This is a genomic window from Pseudomonas pseudonitroreducens, from assembly GCF_021603645.1.
Taxonomy (GTDB): Bacteria; Pseudomonadota; Gammaproteobacteria; order Pseudomonadales; family Pseudomonadaceae; genus Pseudomonas; species Pseudomonas pseudonitroreducens.
Genome location: NZ_BQHJ01000005.1, coordinates 311,607 through 324,430, shown reverse-complemented (window position 1 = coordinate 324,430; position 12,824 = coordinate 311,607). Strand labels below are relative to the sequence as shown.

The window sequence follows — 12,824 nt, the reverse complement described above, 5'->3', positions numbered from 1 at the left end:
GTTCTGGCAACCACACCCAATCACTTGGCAGACAGGAGCAACGGCACAACGCCAGCCCTTACTTAGCATCGGCAGAAGTCACATCCCCTCAATCGACAATAACGAAACGGATGCCTTCACCATGACCCACGCCGCCGTGCTGCGCCCCACCCTGCTCGCCCTGCTCATCGCCGGGGCCAGTTCCGCCAGCGCCTACGAGCTGTACGCGACCGACGACACGCACCTGAATGCCGACCTCTCCGCGACCTTCGGGCTGTTTCACAGTCAGGAACGCTACAACATGACCGGCACCCTGGATGAAGGCTCCTCCTCCTGGCAGGAAGGCTTCATCAAGTACGGCCTCAGCGGCGACCAGAAGCTGGGCGGCGCAGGCACCGCCTATGGCGCCTTCAACCTGCTCAGCTCCGGCACCTGGGGCGACGGCGATGCCGCCGGCTTCAGCGACGGTTCCGAGCGCACCACCAAGATCGAAGACGCCTATGCCGGCTGGCGCTCGGCAGGCCTGTTCCCGATGCTGGGCGAGGATGGCATCGACCTGTCCGTCGGCCGCCAGAACATCGTGGTCGGCGACGGTTTCCTGATCGACGGCGACGCGCTGAACATGGGCAAGGGCCTGGCCGATGGCGAATACAACCGCGGTGGCGGCTATTACCTGGCGGCACGCCGTGACTTCGACGAAACCGCGGTGCTGCGCATCGGTGGCAAGGAAGGCTGGCGCGGCGACCTGATGCGCCTGAAGTCGGACAACCGCGCCCAGGCCAACTCCGAGCTGTACGTCGCCACCCTGGAGCACGTTGCCCCGGAAGCGACCTTCGGCCTGACCTACATCGACGTCACCGACATCGATGAGCGCTACGCCTCGCCGATCCAGCTCGACCGCAAGGACATGAAGACCTACAGCCTGCGCGGCACCGGCAATGCCGGCGTGGAGAACCTGTTCCTCTCCGGCGAATACGCCTGGCAGGACAAGGACAACGCCCAGTACAGCGACGACACCGCCAATGCCTGGTACCTCGAGGCCGGCTGGACCTTCTCCGACGTCACCTGGAAGCCCTACGTCAGCTATCGCTTCAGCCGCTTCTCGGAAGGCTACGACACCCTCTTCTACGGTTTCAGCCGCGGCTTCGGCACCTGGTTCCAGGGCGAGGTGGCGGGCAACTATTCCGGCCCCTTCAACAACAACACCCGCGTACACAACATCGGCGCCAAGGTCACGCCGCTGGAAAACCTCTCCATCGGTGCGCAGTTCTTCGACTTCCACACCCTGGATACCGACCTGGGCAACACCGACGGCCGCGAGCTGGACCTCTACGCCGAATGGGCAATCAACGAGCACCTGGTGATCATCCCGCTGGTGGGCCTGTACCAGCCGAAGAAGAGCGCGGCCGAAGGCGGTACCCAGATCGGCAACGACAACAGCAACCTGTACAGCCAGTTGCTGTTCTCCACCACCTTCTGAGCCGACGACAACGAGCCCGCCATGCCCAGCCTCCTGACTTCGATCCAGGGTCGCATCACCTGGCTGGCGGGCCTCTGCCTGCTGCTGGTCGCCAGCGTGCTGATCGGCCTTTCGCTGTACCAGGCGCGCCAGGACAGCCGCACCATCGCGCACGACAGCGGCGAACTGTTCGCCGTTGCCGCGCGGCACAACCTGGAAACCCAGGGCCAGGTGCAGGCGCTGCTGATCCGCGAGCGTCTGCAGAACAACCTGCTGCTCGGGGAAGGCCTGCTGCGCACCGTGCAGACCCTGCGCGCGCAGCAGCATCGGGGCGTCCTCGATTCCGCCACGCTGCGTACCGAACTCAACCAGGCGATGGCCGACACCCTCGGCGCACACCCGGAACTGCTCGGCCTGTTCCTGGTGTTCCAGCCCAATGCACTGGACACCGCCGACAGCCAGTTCGCCGCCCGTGAAGACCTCGGCAGCAACGAAACCGGGCGTTTCGCCCTTTACCTGCTGCAGAACGGCAAGGACACCCAGCGGGTCATCGGCACCGAACAGGTGCTCGGCGACACCACGCCCGGCCCCGCCGGCCAGCCCTACAACGCCTTCTTCACCTGCTCCACCGGGCACGCCCGGCCCTGCGTGCTCGACCCCTACTTCGACGACGCCTCGGGCCAGCGCCGACTGGTCAGCAGCGTCACCCTGCCGTTGCTGGAGAACGGCAAGGCGATCGCCGCCGTAGGCTTCGATATCGACCTGGCGGCCCTGCAGCAGAGCAGCGCAGAAGGGAGTCGCAGCCTGTTCGACGGCCAGGGTCGCATCCGCATCCTCAGCCCCAACGGCCTGGTCGCCAGCGACAGCGGCGACGCCTCGAAGCTGGGGCAGAAGTTCGACGACAAGGCCGTGCTCGCGCAGATCGCCGCCGGACGCTCGCAGTCCAACGACGACGGCGAGTCCATCAGCGTGCTGCACAGCCTCGCGCCGGTGCCGGACGCCGCGCCCTGGGGCATTCTGCTCAGCGTGCCGCGCGCGGTGCTGCTGGCACCGGCGGAGCGCCTCAAAGGCACCCTGGATGACCTGCGCTGGCGCAGCACCGCGCTGGAAATCGGCATCGGCATCGCCGCCGGCCTGCTCGGCATGTTGCTGGTGGCGCTGACTGCACTGGGCATCAGCCGGCCGATCCTGCGCCTGGCCGGGATGCTGGAAGACATCGCCGACGGCGAAGGCGACCTGACCCGCCGCCTGGACTACCCGCGCCGCGACGAACTGGGCCGTCTGGCCAGCGCCTTCAACCGCTTCCTCGACAAGCTGCAACCGAGCATCGCCGCCGTGCAGTCGGCAACCCGCGAGGCGCACTCCAGCGCCGACCGCTCGGCGCAGATCGCCCGGCAGACCAGCGACGGCATGCAGCAACAGTTCCGCGAGATCGACATGGTCGCCACCGCGCTCCAGGAGATGTCCGCCACTGCCCAGGACTCCGCGCGCAGCGCAGCACGCGCCGCCGACGCCGCACGCACGGCGGAACAGGCCTGCGATGACGGCTTCCGCACGCTCGACGCGACCAACAGCGGCATCGACCTGCTGGCCGCCGGCATGCACCAGGCCATGGCCGAGTTACAGCAACTGGCGGCAAGCAACGAACAGATCGGCTCGATCCTCGAAGTCATCTGCGGCATCGCCGCGCAGACCAACCTGCTCGCCCTCAACGCCGCCATCGAGGCGGCGCGCGCCGGCGATGCCGGGCGCGGATTCGCGGTGGTCGCCGACGAAGTGCGCGGGCTGGCCCGGCGCACCCAGGAGTCGGTGGAGGAAATCCGCAACGTCATCGAGAACCTGCAGGCCCGCGGCCACTCGGTCACCCAGGCAATGCAGGGCAGCTTCGCCCAGGCCCAGGGCAACGTCGATCAGGCGCGCCAGGCCATCGACGCGCTGCGGCGGATCGGCGAGGCGGTGAACCTGATCAGCGAGATGAACCTGCAGATCGCCAGCGCAGCGGAGGAACAGAGCAGCGTCGCCGAGGAGATCAACCGCAATATCGCCGGCATCCGCGACGTCACCCAGAGCATTTCCGAGCACGCACAGCAGGCCGCCAGCGCCAGTCGTTCGTTGAACGACCTGGCCAGCCGGCAGCAGGGATTGGTCGAGCAGTTCCGCGCCTGACTCAGATGTCGCTGCAGCACGGGGTCTGGCGCAGGTACTTGAGGGTGTGCTGCTGGCCCTGGGAATCCAGGTAGACCATGGTGGCCTGGCTGACTTCGCAGCGCTCGTTGGGTTGGCTGATGCTCAGCACCTTGGCCACGTCCAGCGGCATGCCGTAGTGGTAATCGGCCGCCTCCTCGGCGAAAGCGGTGAAGGACAGCAGCAAGGCGGGAATGGCGAACAGCGCGCAAAGGGTGGGTTGCATGGCAGGCACCTCGGGGGATCACGCGGGTCGCGTCGATCGTGGCCCACTGCGATAAATCTAGCCGATGAGGCCCTACCGACCCAGAGCGACTTCGACAATGCATTTCTGCAGCTCACGCAACAGTAACGCCTTGCCGGTAGCCCTTCGTCTTTGATTGTCACGCCGCCCGCTGCCTGAATGGCAGGATTCGCTCCCGCTGACCGATTGCAGCCAGGGCGATACGCCGCAAGAATGAACGCCATCGATCGGATCGGGAGATGCCATGAAACGCGTAGCCATGCTGCTGTTCCCCGGCGTGCAGGCGCTGGATGTCTCCGGGCCGCTGGATGTGTTCGCCGAGGCCAATGCCTTCGTGCCTGCTGGCCAGGGTTATCAGGCTCTGACCCTCGCCGCGCAGCCCTTCCCCTTGCGCGCCTCCAACGGCCAGTTGCTGGGTGCGGACTCCAGCATCGACCAGGGTCCCGGCGCGGCCGATATCCTGCTGGTGCCAGGCGGCGCGGCACTGCCTGAAGAGTTACCGCCAGCGCCGTTGCTCGACTGGCTACGCACGGCCTGCGCCCAGGCACCGCGCTACGGCTCGATCTGCACCGGCGCGTTCCTGCTTGGCCACGCCGGGCTGCTGGACGGCAAGCGCGTGACGACGCACTGGAGCGACGCCCGGCGACTGGCGGAGTTGTTCCCTCTGGCGCAGGTCGAGCCGGATCGCATCCATGTTCGCGATGGCGCGCTGGTGACCTCGGCGGGCGTCACCGCCGGCATCGATCTCGCGCTGGCGCTGGTGGCGGAAGACCACGGCGCGGCGGTGGCGCTATCCGTTGCGAAGCGCCTGCTGGTGGTGGCGCAGCGTCAGGGCGGGCAATCGCAGTTCAGCCCCTTCCTGCAGGCCCCCGCCGATGAAACTTCACCCGTGGCACGCATCCAGCGCTACGTGCAGGAGCACCTGGAGCAGCCGCTGGGGGTGCCGCAATTGGCCGCCGAAGTGGCGATGAGCCCGCGCAGCTTCGCCCGCACCTTTGTCCGTGAGGCCGGAATAACGCCCGCGGAGTTTGTTCAGCAAGCCCGTATCGATGCCGCACGAGGTCTGCTCGAAGGCGGTGACCTGGCGCTGAAAGTAATCGCCTGGCGCTGCGGCTTCGGCAGCCCGGCACGGATGCGCCTGGTGTTCGTGCAGCACCTTGGGGTGACGCCGACGCAGTATCGCGAGCAGTTCCGCCGCAACGGCTGATGCGCAGGTCTGTGGTGCTCTTCGTAGGAGCGAGCTTGCTCGCGAACCGCGCTCCGCCGACGTTTCAGTGCCTGCGGCGAGCCATCGCGGATGAATCCGCTCCTACGCCTGGCGGGAAAGGTGCCGGCTGCTGTAGGAGCGGATTCATCCGCGATCGGGTCGAAGTAATGCCGGGCCACAGGTTCGCGAGCAAGCTCGCTCCTACACCGAGGTATCCGGCTAGATCGGCGGTGCCGAACGCAGCATCACCGACTTCAGGGCGAAGGCCGATTTGATCCCGGCCACGCCGGGAATCTGCGTCAGGGTGTTGGTCAGGAACAGCTGGTAGGCCGACAGGTCCTTCACCACCACCCGCAGCATGTAGTCGGCGTCGCCGGTCATCTGGAAGCAGCTCATCACCTGCGGCGCCTGGACGATGCGTTCTTCGAACCGGGCGAGGTAGTCGCCGGTCTGTTTTTCCAGGGACACCGAGACGAACACGCTCATGCCGCCGGACAGGCGCTCCTCGTCGAGGCGGGCGAAATAGCCCTGGATGTAGTGCTCCTCCTCCAGGCGGCGGACCCGGCGCAGCGTCGGGGTCAGCGACAGGCCGATGTTCTGCGCCAGATCGCGCCAGGACAGGCGGCCATCGTCGGCCAGGGCGCGGAGGATCTTCAGGTCGGTGCGGTCGAGATCAGCCATTTTCGGTCGTACTACTCAGTGCTGTTTTTATAGTGCAAACACACTAATCCGTAAGCTCTGAGCTAGTCAATTTGGAGCAAAAAACCAATCGGTCACACCTATACTGAAACCACAACTACAACAACCGAGGACCTCACCATGAGTGATGTCACCACCCGCCACGCGACCCCGCGCGGCACCCGCACCGTAGCCTTACCCGGCCGGGTGCGCCCGCCAGGCATGGCCTCTTCCGTCTGCTGATCCACACCCACGATCACAACTGGAGACCCGCCATGACCGACTACGCCCCACTCCGCCTGCACGTCCCCGAACCCACCGGACGCCCGGGCTGCAAGACCGACTTCTCCTACCTGCATCTCTCGCCCGCCGGCGAGGTACGCAAGCCCGCCATCGACGTCGAACCGGCGCAGACCACCGACCTGGCCTTCAGCCTGGTGCGCGTGCTCGATGAAGACGGCAACGCCGTCGGCCCCTGGGCCCCGGAGCTGAGCCACGAGCAGTTGCTGCGCGGCATGCGCCTGATGCTCAAGACGCGCATCTTCGATGCGCGCATGCTCACCGCCCAGCGCCAGAAGAAGATGTCCTTCTACATGCAGTGCCTGGGCGAAGAGGCCATCGCCACCGCCCACACCATGGCGTTGCGCGACGGCGACATGACCTTCCCGACCTACCGTCAGCAAGGCATCCTGATCACCCGCGACTACCCGCTCAAGGACATGATCTGCCAGCTGCTCTCCAACGAGCAGGACCCGCTCAAGGGCCGCCAGCTGCCGATCATGTACTCCAGCCGGGAGAAGGGCTTCTTCTCGATTTCCGGCAACCTCGCCACCCAGTTCATCCAGGCCGTCGGCTGGGGCATGGCCTCGGCAATCAAGGGCGACACCAAGATCTCGTCCGCCTGGATCGGCGATGGCGCCACCGCCGAATCCGACTTCCACACCGCCCTCACCTTCGCCCACGTCTACCGCGCGCCGGTGATCCTCAACGTGGTCAACAACCAGTGGGCGATCTCCACCTTCCAGGCCATCGCCGGCGGTGAAGGCACCACCTTCGCCAACCGTGGCGTAGGCTGCGGCATTGCCTCGCTGCGGGTGGACGGCAACGACTTCCTCGCCGTCTACGCCGCCTCGCAATGGGCCGCCGAGCGCGCCCGCCGTGGCCATGGCCCGAGCCTGATCGAATGGGTCACCTACCGCGCGGGCCCGCACTCCACCTCGGACGATCCGTCCAAGTACCGCCCCGCAGACGACTGGACCAACTTCCCCCTCGGCGACCCCATCGCCCGCCTGAAGCAGCACCTGGTCGGCCTCGGCATCTGGTCCGACGACCAGCACGAAGCGCTGAAGAAGGAACTGGAAGCCGAAGTGATCGCCGCGCAGAAAGAGGCCGAGCGCCACGGCTCCCTGGTCGACGGCCACGTGTTCAGCGCCGCCAACCTGTTCGACGACGTCTACAAGGACCTGCCGGAACACCTGCGCCGGCAGCGCCAGGAGCTTGGGGTATGAATGCCATGAACCCGCAACACGAGAACGCCCAGGCCGTCACCAGCATGACCATGATCCAGGCGCTGCGCTCGGCGATGGATGTGATGCTGGAGCGCGACGACAACGTCGTGGTGTTCGGCCAGGACGTCGGCTACTTCGGCGGCGTGTTCCGCTGCACCGAGGGCCTGCAGAAGAAGTACGGCACCTCCCGCGTATTCGACGCGCCGATCTCCGAGAGCGGCATCATCGGCGCCGCCGTGGGCATGGGCGCCTACGGCCTGCGCCCGGTGGTGGAAATCCAGTTCGCCGACTACGTCTACCCGGCCACCGACCAGCTGGTTTCGGAAGCCGCGCGCATCCGCTACCGCTCGGTGAACGACTTCACCGTGCCCATGGTGGTGCGCATGCCCTGCGGCGGCGGCATCTACGGCGGGCAGACGCACAGCCAGAGCCCGGAGGCGATGTTCACCCAGGTCTGCGGCCTGCGTACCGTCATGCCGTCCAACCCGTACGACGCCAAGGGCCTGCTGATCGCCTGCATCGAGAACGACGACCCGGTGATCTTCCTCGAGCCCAAGCGCCTGTATAACGGCCCGTTCGACGGCCACCACGACCGCCCGGTGACGCCCTGGTCCAAGCACCCGGCCAGCCAGGTGCCGGAGGGCTACTACAGCGTGCCGCTGGACAAGGCCGCCATCGCCCGCCCCGGCTCCGAGCTGACCGTGCTGACCTACGGCACCACCGTCTACGTGGCCCAGACCGCCGCCGAGGAAACCGGCATCGACGCCGAGATCATCGACCTGCGCAGCCTCTGGCCGCTGGACCTGGACACCATCGTCGAGTCGGTGAAGAAGACCGGCCGCTGCGTCATCGTTCACGAAGCCACGCGCACCTGCGGCTACGGCGCCGAGCTGATGTCGCTGGTGCAGGAGAACTGCTTCCACCACCTCGAAGCCCCGATTGCCCGCGTCACCGGGTGGGACACGCCCTACCCGCACGCCCAGGAATGGGACTACTTCCCCGGCCCCGCCCGCGTCGGCGCGGCCTTCAAGCGCGCCATGGAGGTCTGAATGGGCACTCACGTCATCAAGATGCCGGACATCGGCGAAGGCATCGCCGAGGTCGAGCTGGTGGAGTGGCATGTCCAGGTCGGCGACGAGGTCCATGAGGACCAACTGCTGGCGGAAGTCATGACCGACAAGGCCACTGTGGAAATCCCCTCGCCGGTGGCCGGGAAGATCCTCGCCCTGGGCGGCGTACCGGGCCAGGTGATGGCCGTGGGCGGCGAACTGATCCGCCTGGAAGTGGAAGGCCACGGCAACCACAAGGAAGCCGCGCAGGCCAAGCCGCACGGAGAAGCACCGATCCAGCCGGTGACCAAGCCTGAACCGGTAGCAGAAGCACCCAAGTCGGCACCGCGCGTCGAGAACAAACCTGTCGCCCCGGCCGCACGGCCCGCTCCCTCTCCGGCGCCGCGCCGTGCACCGGGCGAGAAGCCACTGGCTTCGCCGGCCGTGCGCCAGCGCGCCCGCGACCTGGGCGTGGAACTGCAGTTCGTCCAGGGCAGCGGCCCGGCCGGGCGCATCCTCCGGGAAGACCTGGAACACTTCCTCGAACACGGCGGCGCGACCATTGCCTCCGGCTACGCCGCGCGCCACGACGAGCACCAGATCCCGGTAATCGGCCTGCGCCGCAAGATCGCGCAGAAGATGGCCGAGGCCAAGCGGCGCATCCCGCACTTCAGCTACGTCGAGGAGATCGACGTTACCGACCTGGAAGCCCTGCGCGTCCACCTCAACACCAAGCACAGCGCGGCGCGCGGCAAGCTCACTCTGCTGCCCTTCATCGCCCGCGCCATGGTCGTCGCCCTGCGCGACTTCCCGCAGCTCAATGCGCGCTATGACGACGATGCCGACGTGATCACCCGCTACGGCGCGGTGCACCTGGGCGTCGCCACCCAGAGCGACAACGGCCTGATGGTGCCGGTGCTGCGCAACGCCGAATCCCGCGATCTGTGGGGCAACTCCGCGGAAGTCGCGCGCCTCGCCGAAGCTGCACGGCATGGCAAGGCCAGCCGCGAGGAACTGTCCGGCTCGACCATCACCCTGAGCAGCCTCGGCGCGCTCGGCGGGATCGTCAGCACGCCGGTGATCAACTACCCGGAAGTGGCCATCGTCGGGGTCAACCGCATGGTCGAGCGGCCCATGGTGATCAACGGGCAGATCATCGTGCGCAAGATGATGAACCTGTCCTCCTCCTTCGATCACCGGGTGGTCGACGGCATGGATGCAGCGGCCTTCATCCAGGCCGTGCGCGCCCTGCTCGAACATCCCGCCACCCTGTTCATCGACTGATGAGTGGAGCCAGAGACGTGAAACAGAACCAGACTCTCGAAACCACCCTGCTGGTGATCGGTGGCGGCCCCGGCGGCTACGTCGCGGCGATCCGCGCCGGCCAACAGGGCATCCGCACCGTGCTGGTGGAAGGCGCCGCGCTCGGCGGCACCTGCCTGAACATCGGCTGCATCCCGTCCAAGGCGCTGATCCACGCCGCCGAGGAATACCTCAAGGCCCGCGAATTCGCCGGCAAGTCGCCGCTGGGCATCAGCGTGCAGGCGCCGAGCATCGACATCCAGCGCACCGTGGAATGGAAGGACGGCATCGTCGACCGCCTGACCACTGGCGTCGCCGCACTGCTGAAGAAGCACGGCGTCACCGTGGTCAACGGCTGGGCCAGAATCGTCGACGGCAAGACCGTCGAGGTCGACCTCAGCGAAGGCGGCGTGCAGCACATCCACACCGAACACCTGCTGCTGGCGGCGGGCTCGAAATCCGTCGAGCTGCCCTTCCTGCCGGTGGGTGGCAATGTGATTTCCTCCACCGAAGCGCTGGCGCCCAAGGCGTTGCCCAAGCGCCTGGCGGTGGTGGGCGGCGGCTACATCGGCCTGGAACTGGGCACCGCTTACCGCAAGCTGGGCGTCGAGGTCACGGTGGTGGAAGCGCAGCCGCGCATTCTGCCGGCCTACGACGAGGAACTGACCAAGCCGGTGGCCAACGCCCTGCGCAAGCTCGGCATCGAGCTGTACCTGGGCCACAGCGTGATGGGCCTGGAGCCGGACGGCAAAGGCCTGCGCGTGCAGGATGGCGCCGGCTCGCAACGGGTGATCGAGACTGACCAGGTGCTGGTCGCCGTCGGCCGCCACCCCAACACCGCCGGCTGGAACCTCGACACCCTGCGCCTGGACATGAACGGCCGCGCCGTGCGTATCGACGAGCAGTGCCGCACCTCCATGCGCGACGTCTGGGCCATCGGCGACCTCGCCGGCGAACCGATGCTGGCCCACCGCGCCATGGCCCAGGGCGAGATGGTCGCCGAGATCATCGCCGGCAAGCGCCGCGCCTTTACCCCTACGGCAATCCCGGCGGTGTGCTTCACCGATCCGGAAGTGGTGGTGGTCGGCCTGTCGCCCGAGCAGGCGCAAGCCGCCGGTTACGAGGTGCTGACGGCGAACTTCCCGTTCGCCGCCAACGGCCGCGCCATGACCCTGGAGTCCAGCGACGGCTTTGTCCGCGTGGTGGCGCGCCAGGACAATCACCTGATCCTCGGCTGGCAGGCGGTGGGCAAGGCGGTCTCCGAGCTGTCCACGGCCTTCGTGCAGTCCCTGGAAATGGGCGCCTGCCTGGAAGACATCGCCGGCACCATCCACGCCCACCCAACCCTCGGCGAAGCAGTGCAGGAAGCCGCACTGCGCGCGCTGGGGCATGCCTTGCACGTCTGAAGCCGCACTCTCCAGGCTTCCCCTCTGACCCGCCGCATGGCGGGTCGTTTTACCCAACGCTTTTCGTAGGAGCGAGCTTGCTCGCGAACCTGTGGTCCCGTACGGCGCTGATTCGCGAGCAAGCTCGCTCCTACAGGGGATTGTGCTTGCTGGAAATTCTCGGCGGTCTTGAACCGATCGCGGACGGAGTCCGCTCCTACCCATGGTCGATCACCGCACGGAAAGTGGACTTCCAGGCATCTTCGAATCCGGCGTGCAACCGGGGCAATCCCCCGATGTTCCCTGCGCATTAGGCACTCTTATTGGATTTTCGCCGCAAGCTGCCTTGAACCTCGCTCACATTGACCAAATTAACCATTTGGTACATTTTTCTCCTACAGGCCTTTCAATCACGGCCATACAAGAACAACGGAGCCATTCCCCATGCCTCACACTCTGCTCGTGCTCAACGGGCCGAACCTCAACCTGCTCGGCACCCGTGAGCCGGCCACCTACGGCCACGAAACCCTCGACGACATCGCCGTGCTTTGCCAGCACACGGGTGCCGAAAGCGGCCTGGAAATCGACTTCCGCCAGACCAACCATGAAGGCCAACTGATCGACTGGATTCACCAGGCGCGCGGCCGCTGTGCCGGCATCCTGATCAATCCTGCCGCCTGGACCCACACCTCGGTGGCGATCCGTGATGCGCTGGCTGCCGTGGAGTTGCCGGTGATCGAAGTGCACCTGTCCAACGTGCACAAGCGGGAAGAGTTCCGCCACCACTCGCTCGTTTCCGCTATTGCCGTGGGCGTAATTGCCGGGCTTGGCAGCGATGGTTACCGCGCCGGCATCCAGCACTTCACCAAGCTGCTGCAGGAGCGAGCCCGATGAGCGAGCACCGCACCGTCCTGGCCGGCCTGATCGGCGCCGGCATTCAGGCTTCGCGCACTCCGGCACTGCATGAACGGGAAGGCGACGCCCAGGGTTTTCGCTACCTCTACCGGTTGATCGACCTGGACACCCTGGGCGTCGACCCGGGTGCCCTGCCCGACCTGCTGGCCGCCGCCGAGCGCATGGGCTACACCGGGCTGAACATTACGTTTCCGTGCAAGCAGGCGGTGATTCCGCTGCTGCACGAACTCTCCGATGAGGCACGCGGCATCGGCGCGGTGAATACCGTGGTGCTGCGCGATGGCAAGCGCATCGGCCACAACACCGACTGCCTGGGTTTTGCCGAAGGCTTCCGACGCAACCTCAGCGATGCGCCGCGCGAACGCGTGGTGCAATTGGGCGCCGGCGGCGCGGGCGCTGCGGTGGCCCATGCGCTGCTCAGCGAAAGCGTTGGACAACTGACGATATTCGAAGTGGATTCGGCCCGCGCCCAGGCATTGGTGGACAACCTCAACGCGCACTTCGGCGGACAGCGCGCGCGGGTTGGTCATGACCTGGCCGGCGCGGTCGCCGAAGCGGACGGGCTGGTCAACACCACGCCCGTCGGCATGGCCAAGCTGCCCGGCGCGCCGCTGCCGCTGGAGTTGCTGCACGCGGGCCTGTGGGTGGCGGAGATCATCTACTTCCCGCTGGAGACCGAACTGCTCCGCCACGCCCGCAGCCTGGGCTGCCGCACGCTGAATGGCGGCAATATGGCGGTGTTCCAGGCGGTGAAGGCGTTCGAGCTGTTCAGTGGCGTGAAGGCGAACGCTGAGCGGATGCTGGCGCATTTCGCGACGATGTGAGTTTACAAAGCGCGTAGGAGCGGACTCCGTCCGCGATCGATTCCCGGCCGCTCGGAACAGGCCGATGGCACATCGCGGACGGAGTCCGCT

Annotated in this window: 11 protein-coding genes and 1 pseudogene; 10 read left to right on the top strand and 2 right to left on the bottom strand. The window is 66.7% G+C overall.

Features of this window, described 5'->3' with window-relative positions; genetic code table 11:
* Positions 1–121 precede the first annotated feature (121 nt).
* From L6D89_RS14480 to L6D89_RS32790, 3 genes and pseudogenes are all read left to right on the top strand, one after another.
* Positions 122–1,459: an alginate export family protein gene (locus L6D89_RS14480; protein ID WP_236200212.1), complete on the top strand. Its 1,338-nt coding sequence runs from the start codon at positions 122–124 to the stop codon at positions 1,457–1,459.
* Positions 1,460–1,480: 21 nt separating this feature from the next.
* A pseudogene (locus tag L6D89_RS32795) lies at positions 1,481–2,746 on the top strand (HAMP domain-containing protein); the annotation flags it as partial.
* Between the two features lie 102 nt (positions 2,747–2,848).
* Complete coding sequence (locus tag L6D89_RS32790; protein WP_373874956.1) at positions 2,849–3,604, top strand: methyl-accepting chemotaxis protein; 756 nt, start codon at positions 2,849–2,851, stop codon at positions 3,602–3,604.
* 1 nt (position 3,605) lies between these two features.
* Here the strand turns inward: L6D89_RS32790 and L6D89_RS14470 are convergent, their stop codons facing one another.
* A complete protein-coding gene (locus L6D89_RS14470) occupies positions 3,606–3,848 on the bottom strand; it encodes a DUF2790 domain-containing protein (RefSeq protein WP_236200210.1) in 243 nt (80 codons plus the stop codon).
* A gap of 262 nt (positions 3,849–4,110) precedes the next feature.
* Between L6D89_RS14470 and L6D89_RS14465 the strand changes: the two genes are divergently transcribed.
* Positions 4,111–5,073: a GlxA family transcriptional regulator gene (locus L6D89_RS14465; RefSeq protein WP_236200209.1), complete on the top strand. Its 963-nt coding sequence runs from the start codon at positions 4,111–4,113 to the stop codon at positions 5,071–5,073.
* A gap of 219 nt (positions 5,074–5,292) precedes the next feature.
* Here L6D89_RS14465 and L6D89_RS14460 read toward each other — a convergent pair whose 3' ends face one another.
* The gene (locus L6D89_RS14460; RefSeq protein WP_024762520.1) at positions 5,293–5,754 is read right to left on the bottom strand and encodes an Lrp/AsnC family transcriptional regulator; all 462 of its coding nucleotides are present in this window, start codon (positions 5,752–5,754) and stop codon (positions 5,293–5,295) included.
* Between the two features lie 272 nt (positions 5,755–6,026).
* Here L6D89_RS14460 and L6D89_RS14455 point away from each other — a divergent pair, with 272 nt between their 5' ends.
* The 6 genes from L6D89_RS14455 to L6D89_RS14430 all read left to right on the top strand — a co-directional run bounded on the left by L6D89_RS14455 (position 6,027) and on the right by L6D89_RS14430 (position 12,734).
* The gene (locus tag L6D89_RS14455; RefSeq protein ID WP_233299807.1) at positions 6,027–7,259 is read left to right on the top strand and encodes a 3-methyl-2-oxobutanoate dehydrogenase (2-methylpropanoyl-transferring) subunit alpha; all 1,233 of its coding nucleotides are present in this window, start codon (positions 6,027–6,029) and stop codon (positions 7,257–7,259) included.
* Positions 7,256–8,308: an alpha-ketoacid dehydrogenase subunit beta gene (locus L6D89_RS14450; RefSeq protein ID WP_017518320.1), complete on the top strand. Its 1,053-nt coding sequence runs from the start codon at positions 7,256–7,258 to the stop codon at positions 8,306–8,308. The genes L6D89_RS14455 and L6D89_RS14450 overlap by 4 nt, the downstream gene beginning before the upstream one ends.
* Complete coding sequence (locus tag L6D89_RS14445; protein WP_236200208.1) at positions 8,309–9,592, top strand: dihydrolipoamide acetyltransferase family protein; 1,284 nt, start codon at positions 8,309–8,311, stop codon at positions 9,590–9,592. It begins immediately after the preceding gene.
* A 17-nt stretch (positions 9,593–9,609) separates the two neighbouring features.
* Positions 9,610–11,016, top strand: a complete 1,407-nt coding sequence (gene lpdA, locus L6D89_RS14440; RefSeq protein WP_236200207.1) for a dihydrolipoyl dehydrogenase — start codon at positions 9,610–9,612, stop codon at positions 11,014–11,016.
* 423 nt (positions 11,017–11,439) lie between these two features.
* The gene (aroQ, locus tag L6D89_RS14435) at positions 11,440–11,889 is read left to right on the top strand and encodes a type II 3-dehydroquinate dehydratase (RefSeq protein WP_236200206.1); all 450 of its coding nucleotides are present in this window, start codon (positions 11,440–11,442) and stop codon (positions 11,887–11,889) included.
* A complete protein-coding gene (locus tag L6D89_RS14430) occupies positions 11,886–12,734 on the top strand; it encodes a shikimate dehydrogenase (protein ID WP_236200205.1) in 849 nt (282 codons plus the stop codon). Before aroQ ends, L6D89_RS14430 begins: the two co-directional genes overlap by 4 nt.
* Positions 12,735–12,824 lie beyond the last annotated feature (90 nt).

What these genes read in the sequence shown, in the direction of transcription:
- L6D89_RS14470 (WP_236200210.1), bottom strand. Translation starts at nt 3,848, where the DNA reads ATGCAACCCACCCTTTGCGCGCTGTTCGCCATTCCCGCCTTGCTGCTG.
- L6D89_RS14445 (WP_236200208.1), top strand. Translation starts at nt 8,309, where the DNA reads ATGGGCACTCACGTCATCAAGATGCCGGACATCGGCGAAGGCATCGCC.
- L6D89_RS14450 (WP_017518320.1), top strand. Translation starts at nt 7,256, where the DNA reads ATGAATGCCATGAACCCGCAACACGAGAACGCCCAGGCCGTCACCAGC.
- L6D89_RS14430 (WP_236200205.1), top strand. Translation starts at nt 11,886, where the DNA reads ATGAGCGAGCACCGCACCGTCCTGGCCGGCCTGATCGGCGCCGGCATT.
- L6D89_RS14465 (WP_236200209.1), top strand. Translation starts at nt 4,111, where the DNA reads ATGAAACGCGTAGCCATGCTGCTGTTCCCCGGCGTGCAGGCGCTGGAT.
- L6D89_RS14455 (WP_233299807.1), top strand. Translation starts at nt 6,027, where the DNA reads ATGACCGACTACGCCCCACTCCGCCTGCACGTCCCCGAACCCACCGGA.
- L6D89_RS32790 (WP_373874956.1), top strand. Translation starts at nt 2,849, where the DNA reads ATGCAGCAACAGTTCCGCGAGATCGACATGGTCGCCACCGCGCTCCAG.
- L6D89_RS14480 (WP_236200212.1), top strand. Translation starts at nt 122, where the DNA reads ATGACCCACGCCGCCGTGCTGCGCCCCACCCTGCTCGCCCTGCTCATC.
- L6D89_RS14460 (WP_024762520.1), bottom strand. Translation starts at nt 5,754, where the DNA reads ATGGCTGATCTCGACCGCACCGACCTGAAGATCCTCCGCGCCCTGGCC.
- aroQ (WP_236200206.1), top strand. Translation starts at nt 11,440, where the DNA reads ATGCCTCACACTCTGCTCGTGCTCAACGGGCCGAACCTCAACCTGCTC.